The sequence below is a fragment of the Paraburkholderia sp. A3BS-1L genome (assembly GCF_051125215.1).
In the GTDB taxonomy this organism is placed as follows: Bacteria; Pseudomonadota; Gammaproteobacteria; order Burkholderiales; family Burkholderiaceae; genus Paraburkholderia.
This window is the reverse complement of the sequence record NZ_CP120442.1, coordinates 1,278,553-1,292,964: the sequence shown is the minus strand read 5'-3', so window position 1 is coordinate 1,292,964 and position 14,412 is coordinate 1,278,553. Positions and strand designations below refer to the sequence as shown.

The 14,412-nt window shown below is 63.9% G+C and carries 13 protein-coding genes and 1 tRNA gene; 2 read left to right on the top strand and 12 right to left on the bottom strand.

Features of this window, described 5'->3' with window-relative positions:
• Window positions 1-271 precede the first annotated feature (271 nt).
• The 6 genes from P5W99_RS05855 to P5W99_RS05830 form a co-directional block, all read right to left on the bottom strand.
• Window positions 272-348, bottom strand: a tRNA-Val gene (locus P5W99_RS05855).
• Window positions 349-445: 97 nt separating this feature from the next.
• Window positions 446-2,698: a RelA/SpoT family protein gene (locus tag P5W99_RS05850; protein ID WP_421079328.1), complete on the bottom strand. Its 2,253-nt coding sequence runs from the start codon at window positions 2,696-2,698 to the stop codon at window positions 446-448.
• Between the two features lie 111 nt (window positions 2,699-2,809).
• Entirely contained in the window at window positions 2,810-3,163 is a 354-nt protein-coding gene (locus tag P5W99_RS05845) for a RidA family protein (RefSeq protein ID WP_421023647.1), read from the bottom strand.
• Window positions 3,164-3,222: 59 nt separating this feature from the next.
• Window positions 3,223-4,116, bottom strand: a complete 894-nt coding sequence (locus tag P5W99_RS05840; RefSeq protein WP_434662186.1) for an alpha/beta fold hydrolase — start codon at window positions 4,114-4,116, stop codon at window positions 3,223-3,225.
• A gap of 312 nt (window positions 4,117-4,428) precedes the next feature.
• The gene (locus P5W99_RS05835) at window positions 4,429-5,070 is read right to left on the bottom strand and encodes a CoA transferase subunit B (RefSeq protein ID WP_213296431.1); all 642 of its coding nucleotides are present in this window, start codon (window positions 5,068-5,070) and stop codon (window positions 4,429-4,431) included.
• A 15-nt stretch (window positions 5,071-5,085) separates the two neighbouring features.
• Window positions 5,086-5,805, bottom strand: coding sequence for a CoA transferase subunit A (locus P5W99_RS05830; protein WP_421023645.1), 720 nt, complete (start codon window positions 5,803-5,805; stop codon window positions 5,086-5,088).
• A 264-nt stretch (window positions 5,806-6,069) separates the two neighbouring features.
• Between P5W99_RS05830 and P5W99_RS05825 the strand changes: the two genes are divergently transcribed.
• Window positions 6,070-6,636 (top strand): LuxR C-terminal-related transcriptional regulator, encoded by a 567-nt coding sequence (locus tag P5W99_RS05825; protein ID WP_421023644.1) that lies wholly within the window; start codon window positions 6,070-6,072, stop codon window positions 6,634-6,636.
• A 106-nt stretch (window positions 6,637-6,742) separates the two neighbouring features.
• Here the strand turns inward: P5W99_RS05825 and P5W99_RS05820 are convergent, their stop codons facing one another.
• Both P5W99_RS05820 and P5W99_RS05815 read right to left on the bottom strand, forming a co-directional pair.
• Window positions 6,743-7,183, bottom strand: a complete 441-nt coding sequence (locus tag P5W99_RS05820) for an acyl-CoA thioesterase (RefSeq protein WP_434662185.1) — start codon at window positions 7,181-7,183, stop codon at window positions 6,743-6,745.
• A gap of 30 nt (window positions 7,184-7,213) precedes the next feature.
• Window positions 7,214-7,993, bottom strand: coding sequence for an SDR family oxidoreductase (locus P5W99_RS05815; RefSeq protein ID WP_421023642.1), 780 nt, complete (start codon window positions 7,991-7,993; stop codon window positions 7,214-7,216).
• Between the two features lie 176 nt (window positions 7,994-8,169).
• Here P5W99_RS05815 and P5W99_RS05810 point away from each other — a divergent pair, with 176 nt between their 5' ends.
• Window positions 8,170-9,843, top strand: coding sequence for an electron transfer flavoprotein-ubiquinone oxidoreductase (locus P5W99_RS05810; protein WP_421023641.1), 1,674 nt, complete (start codon window positions 8,170-8,172; stop codon window positions 9,841-9,843).
• Window positions 9,844-9,945: 102 nt separating this feature from the next.
• Here P5W99_RS05810 and P5W99_RS05805 read toward each other — a convergent pair whose 3' ends face one another.
• The 4 genes from P5W99_RS05805 to P5W99_RS05790 form a co-directional block, all read right to left on the bottom strand.
• The gene (locus P5W99_RS05805; RefSeq protein ID WP_421023640.1) at window positions 9,946-10,227 is read right to left on the bottom strand and encodes a glycosyltransferase family 9 protein; all 282 of its coding nucleotides are present in this window, start codon (window positions 10,225-10,227) and stop codon (window positions 9,946-9,948) included.
• A gap of 215 nt (window positions 10,228-10,442) precedes the next feature.
• On the bottom strand, window positions 10,443-11,543 hold the full coding sequence (aroC, locus tag P5W99_RS05800; protein ID WP_434662184.1) for a chorismate synthase: 1,101 nt from the start codon (window positions 11,541-11,543) through the stop codon (window positions 10,443-10,445).
• 113 nt (window positions 11,544-11,656) lie between these two features.
• The gene (locus P5W99_RS05795; protein ID WP_434662183.1) at window positions 11,657-13,669 is read right to left on the bottom strand and encodes an MFS transporter; all 2,013 of its coding nucleotides are present in this window, start codon (window positions 13,667-13,669) and stop codon (window positions 11,657-11,659) included.
• Between the two features lie 140 nt (window positions 13,670-13,809).
• Window positions 13,810-14,265 carry a CBS domain-containing protein gene (locus tag P5W99_RS05790; protein WP_421023637.1) on the bottom strand — a complete coding sequence of 152 codons (456 nt, stop codon included), beginning with the start codon at window positions 14,263-14,265 and terminating at the stop codon, window positions 13,810-13,812.
• Window positions 14,266-14,412: the final 147 nt, after the last annotated feature.

The following is a 14,412-nucleotide window of genomic DNA, read 5'->3' as shown; positions in this document are numbered from 1 at the left end:
TCGTTCGTGGAAGATTGCCGGTAAAGCCACTCGCTGCAACCCGCGAAAACTTCGTGGCGAAAAAAAATGCGGCCCCGCTTTCGAGGGGCCGCATTCACTTTTCAAACCAGATTGCAGGGCGAAAGAGATCCTCGACTATCAGCGTCGCTCCGAAGTGGTTTCGGTAAACGTTCGCGGTGTCATAACCGTATTCGCCTTAGGCGCTCATTCAGCGCTTTTACTGCACGTGAAGCCTCGATATGCACTACCCGTATCGCGACTTCGATTTCGTTGGTAGGCTCGATTGGACTCGAACCAACGACCCCCACCATGTCAAGGTGGTGCTCTAACCAGCTGAGCTACGAGCCTGAAGAAGCAAGATTGTATGTTGCCTGCGCTGGCTTGGCAAGTATTTTTTGCGGCGGAGCACAAAAGCCAGGCCCCGCCAGAACCCGGGTCCCGCGCCTCAGTGCTTGCGCGCCGCCCTGAGCACGCCGCCCACCTCGCCGAGCAGCACGCACGCGCGCTGGATCTGCGCCGAATTCGACACCTCGACCGTGAACTGCATGTATGCGGCGTTGCGTCGCGATTGCGTCTTCACGCCGATCACGTTCATCTTCTCGCGCGCGAACACTTCCGAGATGTCGCGCAGTAAGCCCTGGCGGTCGCTGGCCTCGATCAGGATATCCACCGGATACACCGATTGGCCACGCCCGCCCATCACGTCCGCGGACCAGGTGGTCTGCAGCACGCGCTCAGGCGCGCGGCCAGCCATGCGCAGGAAGGTCGGGCAATCGCTGCGGTGAATCGACATGCCCTTGCCGCGCGTGACAAAGCCGCAGATATCGTCGGGCGGCGCCGGCCGGCAGCACCGCGCAAGCTGCGTGAGCAGCGCATCCACGCCTACCACGAGCACGCCCGACGATCCGCCGTGTGTCACATTCGCGCCGCTCGCGCGCTTGGTGATCTGCTCGGGTGTCTCGTCTTCGGGTTCGGCGGCGGGCGCATCGTGCAGCGCCTGCTCGACGTGACGCAAGCTGAACTCTTCCTTGCCGACCACGCTAAAGAGCTCGTCGGGCGACTTGAAGCCGAGCTTGGCCGCAAGCTGATCGAGATTCACGGACGTGCGCCCCTCGCGCTGCAGCGTCTTTTCCACCATCGCGCGGCCGTTGGCGATGTTCTCCTGAGCCTCGATGGCGTTGAACCACACGCGCACCTTTTGCCGGGCGCGGTTGCTGTGCAGATAGCCGAGCTGCGGGTTGAGCCAGTCGCGCGACGGGCCGCCCTCTTTCACCGCGACGATCTCGACGGTTTGACCGTTCTGCAACTGCGTGTTGAGCGGCACCATTGCGCCGTCCACGCGCGCGCCGCGGCAGCGGTGGCCGAGCTCGCTATGCAGGTGATACGCGAAGTCGAGCGGCGTCGCACCCTGCGGCAATGCAATCACGCGCGCCTGCGGCGTGAGCACGTAGATGTGGTCGTCGTCGAGCGTGGCGTGGCGCAGTTGCTCCCACGGCTGAGGGCCGTCGGCCACATCGTCCTTCCAGGCCAGCAACTGACGCAGCCAGGCGATCTTCTCGTCGTACGCGCTGGCGGCACTGAACTGGCCGCCATAGCCCTTCGAGCCTGCCTCCTTGTAGCGCCAATGCGCGGCCACACCATATTCTGCGAACTGATGCATCTCCTGGGTGCGGATCTGCACTTCGAACGCGCGGCCATCGTCGCCGATCACGACCGTATGCAGCGAACGATAGCCATTGGGCTTGGGCCGCGAGATGTAGTCGTCGAACTCCTTCGGCACTGGCTGCCAAAGGTTGTGCACGATGCCGAGCACCGTGTAGCAATCCTTGATATCGCGCACGATCACGCGAAACGCGCGCACGTCGTAGAGCTCGGAGAAGTCGATCTCCTTGCCGCGCATCTTCTTCCAGATGCTGTAGATGTGCTTGGGCCGGCCGCTCACCTCGGCATCGATATGCGCGGCGGCAAGCTCGTGCTGCAGCCGTTCGATGGCCTCGGCCACATAGCTCTCGCGCTCCACGCGCTTTTCATCGAGCAGTTTGGCGATGCGCTTGTAGGTCGCCGGCTCCTCGAAGCGGAACGCGAGGTCTTCGAGCTCCCACTTCAATTGCCAGATGCCCAACCGGTTCGCGAGCGGCGCGTAGATTTCGAGCGTCTCGCGCGCAATCTCGGGAGCGGGCGTGACCTTCGCCGCCGCGTAGTAGCGCAGCGACTGCACGCGCGACGCGAGCCGGATCAGCACCACGCGGATGTCTTGCGCGAACGCCAGCAGCATCTTGCGCAGCGACTCCACCTGGGCCCGGCGCGCGGCCTGGGCATCGCGGCCTTCGCGGCCGGCTTCGGATGCTGCGTTTTGCGCCGCCGTGCGCAGGCTCACGGTGCCCAGGCGCAACAGCTTGCGCACGTCGAACACGAGCTTGACGACCTCGGCGCCGAAGCGCGCCTCGATCGTGCCCTCGGGGTCGTCGAGATGCGGCGCGATATTGAAGAGCGCCGCCGCCAGCACTGCGGGAGGATCGACGTTCAGGCGGCTCATGACGGAAGCCGTGCCTTGCGCGTGCTCGACAAGCGGCTCGCCCGTGGAAAGGCGCGCGTCGCCGGCGTGTTCGCGCACGAACGCGAGCGTGTCGTCGAGCGACGGCAGCGCGGCGCGGGAGAAGGCTTCGGCGGAAACGGGAGGTACGGTGTCGCTGCTCATGAGACGGCGCCCGCCGGCGTACCGGCCGGGCTGCAAACTACGATGAAACGATTCAGGCCAATGGTCGCGCAACAAGTACTTTCAAGCACGGTCAAGCGTGCTCAGTCACACTCAATCGCGCTGCGCAGCCACCACGACGATTTCGACGAGGCATTCCGGATTGGCGAGCTTCGCCTCGACAGTCGCGCGCGGCGGCGTGGCGCCCTGCGCCACCCACTTGTCCCACTCGGCATTCATGCCCGGAAAATCCTTCATGTCGGCGATATAGATCTGCACCGAGAGCAGCAGCGACTTGTCGCTGTTCGACTCGCCCAGCAGACGGTCGATGTGGCCGAGCACTTCGCGCATCTGGCCGCCGATGTCCTGGTTGGTGTCCTCGGCGATCTGGCCCGCGAGATAGACCGTGCCGTTGTGAATCGCGGTTTCCGAAAGACGCGGGCCGACGTGGTGACGAATGACTGCCATGAAGAGTCCTGTTGAAGTTGAATGTTCGATGCGCCCCGGCGGGCCGGGAAATCGCGATATTATGACCCGCCGACGGGCCAGCCGTCGAAGAAACGGCGCGCAATCTCGATCTGGTCGGCCGCCAGAAACGCTGGCGCATGCCCGACGCCCGCGATCTCGACACTCGACACCTGCTGGCCGGTTTCGACCATCTTTGCCACGGTTTCGCGCGAGAGCAAATCGGAAAGCGCACCGCGCACCGCGAGCACCGACCCCTTGAACGCGGCGAGCGAGCGCCATAAAAACTGTTCGCCCTGCTCATTCTGCTCGGGCGTGACGCCCTTGAAACCTTCGGCGATGCGCGGGTCATAGCGGTAACGCCACGCGCCGTCCACCTCGTGCAGCAACGGCGTGTTGATCTCGCGCCACTCCTGCGCGGTGAGCGGGCCGAACGACGACGCCAGCAGCGCCGCATTGTCGATGCCTTCCTGCTGCGAGCCGAAGCGCTCGTCGCGGCCGACGTAATCGCCAATGCGCCCGAGCGCCGCCGGCTCGATATGCGGGCCGATGTCGTTGAGCAGCATGCGGCCGATGGGTGCTCCCGGCAGTCCCGCGAGCGCCATGCCGATCAGGCCGCCCATCGAGGTGCCGAACCAGTCCACCTGCTCGACGCCCGTGCGCGCGATGAGCGTGACCATGTCCGCGACGTACTGCGCGACGCCATAGCCGCGCGGGTCGACGAGCCACGACGAAAGACCGCGCCCCACGACGTCCGGGCAAACCACGCGATATTTTCCGCACAACGCCGCAGCAAGCCTGTCGAAGTCGCGGCTCGAACGCGTCAGACCATGCACGCACACCAATACGCGCGGATTGGCGGGATCGCCCCACTCGGTATACGCCATGCGGTGGAGCCCCGAAGGACTAAGGCACTGGACGTAATGCTGACGCGGCACGGCAGACGGTTCGGTCATCGCTCAAGTCTCGCTGGTTGCGCCGTTAGGCTGTGAGGCCATTGTAAACGGCTTTGCCGTGCGCAACCGCCGCGCACGCCGAGGCTCGCGGGCACGTTCGGGCCTATCGGGCACGATGGCGCCCCACGTGCGGCGGCAGGTTCAACGTCCATACACCGGCCATCCGGTGTATGCCATTCAGCCGAGGTTTCAAATCCGTGCGGTCGCCCAAGAATGGATCCATCCTGAATCAGCCACAAACGCAAAACGGGCGGAACCGAAGTCCCGCCCGTCTCAATCATGCCGCAGCCGTCGACTACCGCATTGCCGCGATCAACTCACCGCGCTCACATCGAGCGGCGCGCCGGTCTTGGCCTTGATCTCGTCCACCGTCACGCCCGGCGCGAGTTCAGTCACCTTCAGGCCCGCATCGGTCACTTCAATCACGCCGAGGTCGGTGATGATCAGATCGATCACGCCCACGCCCGTGAGCGGCAGCGTGCACGCCTCGAGAATCTTGTGCTGGTCGCCCTTGGCCACATGCTCCATCAGCACGACCACGCGGCCCACGCCCGCGACGAGGTCCATCGCGCCGCCCATGCCCTTGATCATCTTGCCGGGGATCATCCAGTTGGCCAGGTCGCCCTTCTCGCTCACCTGCATCGCGCCGAGGATCGCGAGGTTGATGTGGCCACCGCGAATCATCGCGAACGAGTCCGCCGACGAGAAGATCGAAGAACCCGGCAGCGTCGTGACCGTCTGCTTGCCGGCGTTGATCATGTCGGCATCCACTTCCTCCTCGGTCGGAAACGGTCCGATGCCGAGCAGGCCGTTTTCCGATTGCAGCCACACTTCCATGCCCTGCGGCACATGGTTGGCCACCAGCGTCGGCAGACCGATGCCGAGATTCACATAAAAGCCGTCTTGCAGTTCCTTCGCCGCGCGGGCGGCCATTTCGTCACGATTCCATGCCATGGTCGGTCTCCTTTGTCACTTGCCCGCCGGGTTGTTCGACCCGGTGCGCACGGTGCGTTGTTCGATGCGTTTCTCCGGGTGCGCATTGAGCACGATGCGCTGCACGAAGATGCCCGGCGTATGGATGCTGTCCGGATCGAGTTCACCGTTCTCGACGATCTCCTCCACTTCCACCACAGTGATCTTGCCCGCCATCGCGCACATCGGGTTGAAGTTGCGCGCCGTGCGCCGATAGATCAGGTTGCCCGACTTGTCAGCCTTCCAGGCCTTCACGAGCGCCACATCGGCCGTGAGCGAATGCTCGAGCACGTAGTGCTTGTCGCCGAACTGGCGCGTTTCCTTGCCTTCGGCGATGAGCGTGCCGAAGCCGGTATTAGTGAAAAACGCCGGAATGCCCGAGCCGCCGGCGCGCAGCTTTTCGGCCAGCGTGCCCTGCGGCGTGAATTCGAGCTCGAGTTCGCCCGAGAGATACTGGCGCTCGAATTCCTTGTTTTCGCCCACGTAGGACGAGATCATTTTCTTGATCTGGCGCGTCTCCAGCAGCAGGCCGAGGCCGAAGCCGTCGACGCCCGCGTTGTTGCTGATGCAGGTGATGCCCTTCACGCCCGAATCGCGCAGCGCGCCAATCAGGGCCTCGGGAATGCCGCACAGCCCGAAACCGCCTACCGCGAACGTCTGCCCGTCCTTGACGATGCCTTCGAGCGCGGCAGCCGCGCTTTTATAGACCTTGTTCATCAGTGTGTCCCTTCCTCGTATGGAAATACGTCGATGCGCTGGTTCGTTGAACCTGTTCGTTGAATTCTTGTTGAATGCATTCGTTCGGCCCAGCGTGCCGGCGCCGCAGCCGCCCGGATGCCTCATTTTAATCGCGGCCCGGTGGCGTTGCCGCGAACCCGGCCCGGCATCCGCCAGGCCCTCCGATGGTTGCAAAGCGTACGCTGGGCGGGCATTGCGGCACAATACGCAAAACTACATAAAGCCATACCCGCATCGTCCGCCATGCCAGCACCCGCAAACGCCACTACCGCACTCGACTACCAGACCGCCTTCCATCTCGCGCCAATTGGGCTCGTGCTCGCGCGCGAGCGCATCGTGGAGGACTGCAATGAGGCCGTTTGCGCCATTTTCCGCTGCCCGCGCGAGGCGCTGGTCGGCCAGTCGTTTCTGGTGCTGTATCCGTCGGCAGTCGAGTTCGAGCGCATCGGCGAGCGCATTCCCCCCATCATGACAGCCCAGGGCAGCTACGCCGACGACCGCATCATGAAGCGCTTCGACGGCGAACTCTTCTGGTGCCACGTCACGGGCCGCTCGCTCGACCGCGCGGAGCCGCACGCTGCCGGTGTCTGGACCTTCGAGGACCTGAGCGCGACACGGCGCGTGGCGGTCGAGCTCACGCCGCGCGAGCGCGAAATCGCGGCGCAACTGGTCACGGGCAAGACGAGCAAACAGATCGGCAAAATTCTCGACATCAGCTCGCGCACGGTGGACATCTACCGCGCGCGGCTCATGCGCAAGTACGACACGGGCAACGCTACCGAACTGCTGCAGCGGCTACTCGGAAATTGAAGCGCCATGAATGCCGCGTATTGAAGAGGCGAAGAAGAGGCTGAGAAGCGGCGGAGATGCGGTGGAGTGCGGCGCGCGCGGGACATGCGCACGCCGTAGAACCCAATCATTGCGCCTTCACGAGCGGCGCGTTTTCAATCGTCGCGCGCAGGCTGTCTGGAATCGGCACGGATTTACCCGCCGCGTAGTCGATCCATACACAGCGCGCATTGCCGCGCGCATACACGGTATCGGGATCGTCCACGCGGCGCAGCTCGAAACCGGTAGCGAAACTACTGCGGCCCGGCTCGCCCACCGTCATCGTGCAAACGATATCGCCGGGATAGTGCAACTGCTTGAGGAAATCCATCGACGCGTTCACGATCACAGGCCCCTGCCCATCGCCTCGTTCGCGGCTCTCGCCGCCTACGCCAATGTGCTCGAACCACGAAATCCGCACCTGCTCCATGTAGCGGAAATAGACCGTGTTGTTCACATGGCCGAACGCGTCCATGTCGCCCCAGCGGATTGGCATGGTCATTTCAAAAACGGGGTGGTACTCACTCATTGCACGCTTTACATTTGTTGCACTGGAAATTCACATCAGGCCGAAGCCATCGTCGGCGGTGATGATCGAGCCGTTCATGAAGGCTGATTCATCCGCAGCCAGCAGCAGCAACAGGCCGTCGAGATCCGCCGGCGTGCCCACCCGGTGGCGCGGCAGCATCGAGATGAGCTTTTGGCCCTGCTCGGTCGCCCAGTGATGATGGTTGATCTCGGTGTCGATATAACCGGGACAGATTGCATTCACGTTGATGCCGTGCCGCCCCCACTCCAGCGCCATGGCTTTCGTCATATGCACGACGGCCGCCTTGCTGATCGAGTAGAGGCCGATCTGCGGCAGCACGTTCAAGCCGGCCACCGAAGCGATATTGATGATGCGGTACGCCGGCTTCGAAGCGCCACCATTGCCGCGCATGATCATGCGTTTGGCCACTTCCTGGGCAACGAAGAAAGCGCCGCGGGTATTGGTGTCGAAGACGTACTCGAAGTCGGCGGGCGTGACCTCGGCCAGCTTCTGGGTGGTCGAGACGCCCGAGTTGTTGACGAGAATATCGATGGTCCCCGCCTCGGTCTCGGCATGCGCGACCGCCGAGCGGATGCTCTGGTAATCCGTCACGTCGAGCGAGACCACATGCGCGGCCCCGCCGCCAGCCTCAATTTCGGCGCGCAATTCCTTGAGGCGCTCCACGCGCCGGCTCGCCAGCACGACCTTCGCACCGGCCTGTGAGAGCACCTGGGCAAAACGCTTGCCCAGACCGCTCGACGCGCCGGTGATCATTGCCACCTTACCTTCCAGATTGATCGAACGGCCCATTTTCGCTTCCTGTTCAAGGATGAAAGAGCGCCGGAATACACCACCGGCGGCGCGCCGGGTATTCTGGCATAAAATAGAACGATCGTGCTAAAGTTGGCCCGTTGGGTTGCGGCCCGGGGAACGTTACCCGACAATACGAACCCGAAAAAAGTATTCTAATGGCAAGAGGAGCTTTGATGACCCCCGCAAGTCTTTTGGAGCAATACGGCCCACGCGAGTCGATGGAATACGACGTGGTGATCGTGGGCGGCGGCCCGGCAGGCCTGTCCGCAGCGATCCGCCTGAAACAGCTGGCAGCAGAAAAAGGCGCTGAGATCGGCGTGTGCGTGCTGGAAAAAGGCTCGGAGATCGGGGCGCATATCCTCTCGGGCGCGGTCATGGATCCGCGCGCCATCGGCGAGCTCATTCCCGACTGGAAAGAGCAAGGCGCGCCGCTGAACGTGCCGGTTACCGAAGATCAATTTCTTTTCCTTTCGGAAACGAGCGCGAAAACGGTGCCCAACTGGGCGCTGCCGGACAACTTCAAGAACCACGGCAACTATGTGATCAGCCTCGCGAACGTCACGCGCTGGCTTGGGACAATGGCCGAGGCGCTGGGCGTGGAAATCTTTCCGGGTTTCCCGGCCGCCGAAGTGCTCTACAACGACGATGGCTCGGTCAAGGGCGTGGCCACCGGCAACATGGGCGTCGGCAAGGATGGCGAGCCTACCGAGAATTTCCAGCTCGGCATGGAGTTGCACGCCAAATACACGCTGTTCTGCGAGGGTTGCCGCGGTCACCTGGGCCGTCAACTGAACGAGCATTTCAAGCTCGGCAAGGACGCAGACCCGCAGGTCTACGGCATCGGCATCAAGGAGTTGTGGGAGATCGACCCGGCGAAACACAAGCCAGGCCTCGTGATTCACACGGCGGGCTGGCCGCTCGAAAAAGACACGTACGGTGGCTCGTTCCTCTACCACACCGACAATAACCAGGTGATGGTGGGTTTCGTCGTCGGCCTCGCGTACCAGAATCCGTACCTCTCGCCGTTCGAGGAATTCCAGCGCTACAAGACGCATCCGGCGATCCGCAAGTATCTGGAAGGCGGCAAGCGCGTTTCGTATGGCGCGCGTGCAATGACGGCGGGCGGGCTGATGTCGCTGCCGAAGCTGGTGTTCCCGGGCGGCGCTTTGGTGGGCGACGACGCGGGCTTCCTGAACGCTGCGCGCATCAAGGGCAGCCATGCGGCGATCAAGACCGGCATGCTCGCGGCTGAAGCGGCGTTCGATGCCGTACAGGCTGGCCGCCAGAGCGATGAACTTGCCACCTATCCGGAAGCGTTCAAGCAGTCGTGGCTCTACACGGAACTGTACAAGGCGCGCAACTTCAAGCAGTGGATGAGCAAGGGCCTGTACCTGGGCACGCTGATGGTGGGCATCGAGCAGAAGCTCATGGGCGGCAATGTGCCATGGACGCTGCATCACCAGCACCGCGATCACGAGATGCTCAAGCCGGCGTCGCAGTGCAAGCCGATCGAGTATCCGAAGCCCGATGGCAAGCTCACGTTCGATCGCCTGTCTTCGGTGTTCATTTCCAATACGAATCACGAAGAGAACCAGCCCGCGCATTTGACGCTGAAGGATGCGAGCGTGCCGGTGAACGTGAATCTGCGCACCTATGCGGGCCCTGAAGCGCGCTTCTGCCCTGCCGCGGTCTATGAATTTGTGAAGAACGACGACGGCAGCGACCGCCTGCAAATCAACGCGCAGAACTGCGTGCACTGCAAGACCTGCGACATCAAGGATCCGACGCAGAACATCGTATGGGTCACGCCCGAAGGCGGCGGCGGCCCGAACTACCCGAACATGTAAGATCGGAAAACGAGAAAACAAAGCCGCTCCCTGGAGCGGCTTTGTCGTTTCATGCAGGCGCGGCATCTCGCGACACCCGCCGCTCGACGCGTTCGGGAACGATCAACTCGCCATCAATGCTTCAAGACGCGCCCTCACGCGCGCGCGAGAACGTGCCCCACTCACCCACCGCGGGCTGCCGAAACAGTTCGATCGAGTCGTACCAAGCGTGCACGCCGTTTCGCTGCCCCAAAACCAGGTGGAAACATGGTCGACGAGCAGACTCGTCGGCGCCCCGAGCGCGCCAGCCAGATGTGCCGGGCCGCTGTCGATCGTCACCACGCGATCGATGCTCGAGATCAACACCGCCACGTCGTCGAAACCCGCCTCGAACGGCGCGGTCAAGTCAACCAGCTTCGCGCCACGCCTCCACAACCGCACGGCGACCCGGCGACAACGCGAAGAATGTGATGCCGGCGCCGTGAGCAGCGCACCGGGTTCGGCATCCGGAATCGAACGGCGCGCAGCGCGCACATGCCGATGGATTGCCGTTCCAGACCAGCGCGACCGAGCGGCCGCCAACCGGCGGCGCAAGCACGGACTTGCCTCGTGCGCGGCGATCAGGCGTCGCTGGCCGGGATCTTCGGCGTCGCCACGACGACGTCGCCGTTTTGCGCGCGATGGCGCAGCGCATGGTCGATCAACACGAGCGCGAGCATCGCTTCGGCGATCGGCGTCGCGCGGATGCCCACGCATGGGTCGTGGCGGCCGAAGGTCTCGACCGTGGCCGGATCGCCGGTCTTGTCGATCGAGCGGCGCGGCGTGCGGATGCTCGAAGTCGGCTTGATGGCGATCGACACGGTGATGTCCTGCCCGGTCGAAATGCCGCCGAGCACGCCGCCCGCGTGATTGCCATGAAAGCCCTCGGGTGTGAGTTCGTCGCCATGCTCCGAGCCGCGCTGGGCCACGCTGGCGAAGCCCGCGCCGATCTCGACGCCCTTCACCGCATTGATGCCCATCATGGCGTGGGCAATGTCGGCATCGAGGCGGTCGAACAGCGGCTCGCCCCAACCCACCGGCACGCCGCTCGCCACCACGTCGATGCGCGCGCCAATCGAGTCGCCGTACTTGCGCAACGCGTCCATGTAGGCTTCGAGTTGCGGCACGATGTCGGCATTCGGCGCGAAGAACGGGTTTTCGGGCACATGCTTCCAGTCGACGAACGGCACGTCGATCTCGCCGAGCGCGCTCATGAAGCCGCGCACTTCCACCCCGAAGCGCTCGCGCAGCCATTTTTTCGCGACGGCGCCGGCCGCCACGGTGGGCGCCGTCAGGCGCGCCGACGAGCGGCCGCCGCCGCGATAGTCGCGGATGCCGTACTTCTGCCAATAGGTGTAGTCGGCGTGGCCTGGGCGGAAGGTCTCGACGATGTTGCCGTAATCCTTGCTGCGCTGATCGGTGTTGCGGATCAGGAGCGCGATGGGCGTGCCGGTCGTCACGCCCTCGAACACGCCCGAGAGGATCTCGACCTGGTCGGCTTCCTGGCGCTGCGTGACGTGGCGCGAAGTGCCTGGGCGACGGCGGTCCAGATCGATCTGGATATCGGCTTCGGTGAGCGCCATGCCGGGCGGGCAGCCGTCGATGACGCAGCCGATGGCCGGCCCGTGGGATTCGCCGAAGGTGGTGACGGTGAAAAGCGTACCGAGCGTGTTGCCGGACATGGCGGTGGTCCAAAGTAAATCGGGGAATCCAGCATTATGCCAGCCCGCGCGACGACCCGCCCGCGCTGCTTTTCCGCTGCCGCCCGAGCCAGCCTTCCCCGCCCCCGCCGCACTCAGCGCCGCGCGCCGCGCAACTCGGTTACCTTGCGCTGGAGTTCGTCGACCGTCACGTCTTCGGGCGCCACCGGCTCGCCCACCGCGAGCGTGAGCCGGCTCGTCAGCCCGCGCCGCACCGGCCGCTCCTGGCCCGACGCCCCGTGTCGCGAGAACGCGCTGCCCCACAGCCCGCGCAGCGCCATCGGCACGACCGGCGCCGGGTAGCGCCTGAGGATCTCCGTCACGCCGTGGCGGAACGGATTCACCTCGCCAGTCTTCGTGAGCTTGCCTTCGGGAAAGATGCACACGAGCTCGCCGTCGGCAAGCGTGGTGGCGCAGCGCTCGTAGGCCTCCGTCAGCAGCGCCGCGTCCTCGTGCGCCGGCGCGATCGGGATGGCCTTCGCATGCCGGAACAGCCAGCCGACCAACGGCGAGCGGAAGATCTGGTGATCCATCACGAAGCGGATCGGCCGCGGGCTCTCTGCCATGATGACCACCGCATCGACATAGCTCACGTGATTGCAGACCAGCACCGCGGCGCCCTCGGCGGGAATGCGCTCGGCATGCACGAGCCGCACGCGATAGACGGTATGCACGAGCACCCACGCCATGAAGCGCAGCAGGAACTCGGGCACGAGCGCGTAGATGTACGCGGCCACAATGATATTGAGCAGCGCCGTCGTGAGAAAAATGCCCGCGATGCCGACGCCCGCGGCCGTGAGCGCCATTGCCATGAGCGCCGAGACGATCATGAAAAGCGAGTTGAGAATGTTGTTCGCAGCGATGATGCGTGCGCGATGGCTGGGCGCGCTGCGGCTCTGAATCAGCGCGTAGAGCGGCACGCTGTAGAAGCCGCCGAACATCGCAAGCAGGAACAGGTCGGCCAGCACGCGCCAGTGTGCGGGCGTGCGCACGAACTCGCCCACCGAAAGCAGATGGGACGCCGCGGGCAGCGCATGGCTCGCGAAAAACAGGTCGATGCCGAAGACGCTCATGCCGATCGAGCCGAGCGGCACGAGACCGATCTCGATGCGCCCGCGCGAAAGCCGCTCGCACAGCATCGAGCCCGTGCCGATGCCCAGCGAGAACATGGCGAGCAACAAGGTCACGACATCGGGATCGGCGGACAGCACGTCCTTGGCGAAGTTGAAGAACGAGGCCAGAAACGTCGCGCCGACGAACCACAGCCACGAAATCCCGAGCAGACTCAGGAACACGGTGCGGTTGCCGTGCGCGAGGCGCAAATTGCGCCAGGTTTCGGAAAACGGATTCCAGTTGATGCGCAGCTCCGGCTGCGGCGGAGCGCAGGGCGGCACGAACGCGCTGGCCACACGGCCGATCAGCGCGATGGCGATGCACAGGCCGCCGAGCCACCAGGCGCCCGCCGGCGTCGCTGCCGGGACCGTCGTGGAAGCGGCGTTCGACGCAACACCGGACGCGACGCCAGACACCGCATCGGACGCGCCAATGCCAGCCATGAGCCCGCCCACGATCGTCCCGATCAGGATCGCCACGAAGGTGCCCATCTCCACGAGCCCGTTGCCGCCGACGAGTTCATCGTCCGCGAGCTTTTGCGGCAAATACGCATACTTGATGGGCCCGAACACCGTGGAGTGCACCCCCATCAGGAACGTGCACAGATAGAGCAGCGGCGCGCTGTGCATCCAGAAACCCGTCGCGCCGATCAGCATCACCGCGATCTCGAAGGTCTTGACCCAGCGCGTGAGCACGGCCTTGTCGAACTTGTCGGCGATCTGTCCCGACGTAGCGGAAAAGAGCACGAACGGCGCGATGAAAATCGCCGAGATCAGGAACGCCACGGTTTTCGGATCGACGCCGGAAAAGCGCGCCGCCTGATAGGTCACGACCGACGTGAAGCCGATCTTGAAGACGTTGTCGTTCATCGCGCCGAGGAACTGCGTCCAGAAGAACGGCGCAAAACGGCGCTGGCGCAGCAGCGCGAACTGCGAGCCATGACCGCTCGCTTCGCTGGCCGCGCGCTGCGCGACGGGCATCGGACTTTCGCTCATCAAGTGAGATCGTGCTGTAGGAATGGAAGACCAGACGCGAAAAAGCGCGCTAAACGCGCGCTTTTCATGCGGATTCGTGCGAATTGGTGCGAGCAGTACGAAAACGGCCCGCGCGCGTGAGTCAGCGCGCGGGGCCGGGATCAACGCCCCGAATGCTGCTCTTCCTCGGGCCAGTCGCGAATATAGGCCTTGAGCAGCTTGTTTTCGAAGCCTTGTGCCTCCACCACGGCCTTCGCCACGTCGTAGAACGAGATCACGCCCATCAGCGAGCGGCTGTCCATGACGGGCAGATAGCGCACGTGATGCTCGAGCATCATGCGGCGCACTTCGTCGACGTCGGTTTCGGGCGTGCACGTGATGGGGTGGTCGTCCATCACCTTGCGGATCGTGGTGGTGCCGACGCCGCCGCCATTCGCGCTCACCGTCATGATGATCTCGCGGAACGTGAGCATGCCGACCAGATCGCCGTACTCCATGACGACGAGCGAGCCGATATCGCGCTCGGCCATGGTATTCACCGCTTCGTGCAACGACGTGTCGGGCGTAACGGTATAGAGCGTATTGCCCTTGACCTTGAGAATGTCGCTCACACGCATGTTGTGTCTCCTGTGCCGATGAGGCCTGGCCATACCGCGCCGAGCCTCATTTCTTGCAAAAAATATGGGGGCGATGCCGAAAAGAATTGCTACCTGTTTTCGATGCTATCGGAAAGGCCGGCAAAAGGAAAGTCGCGGGGAAAGCCG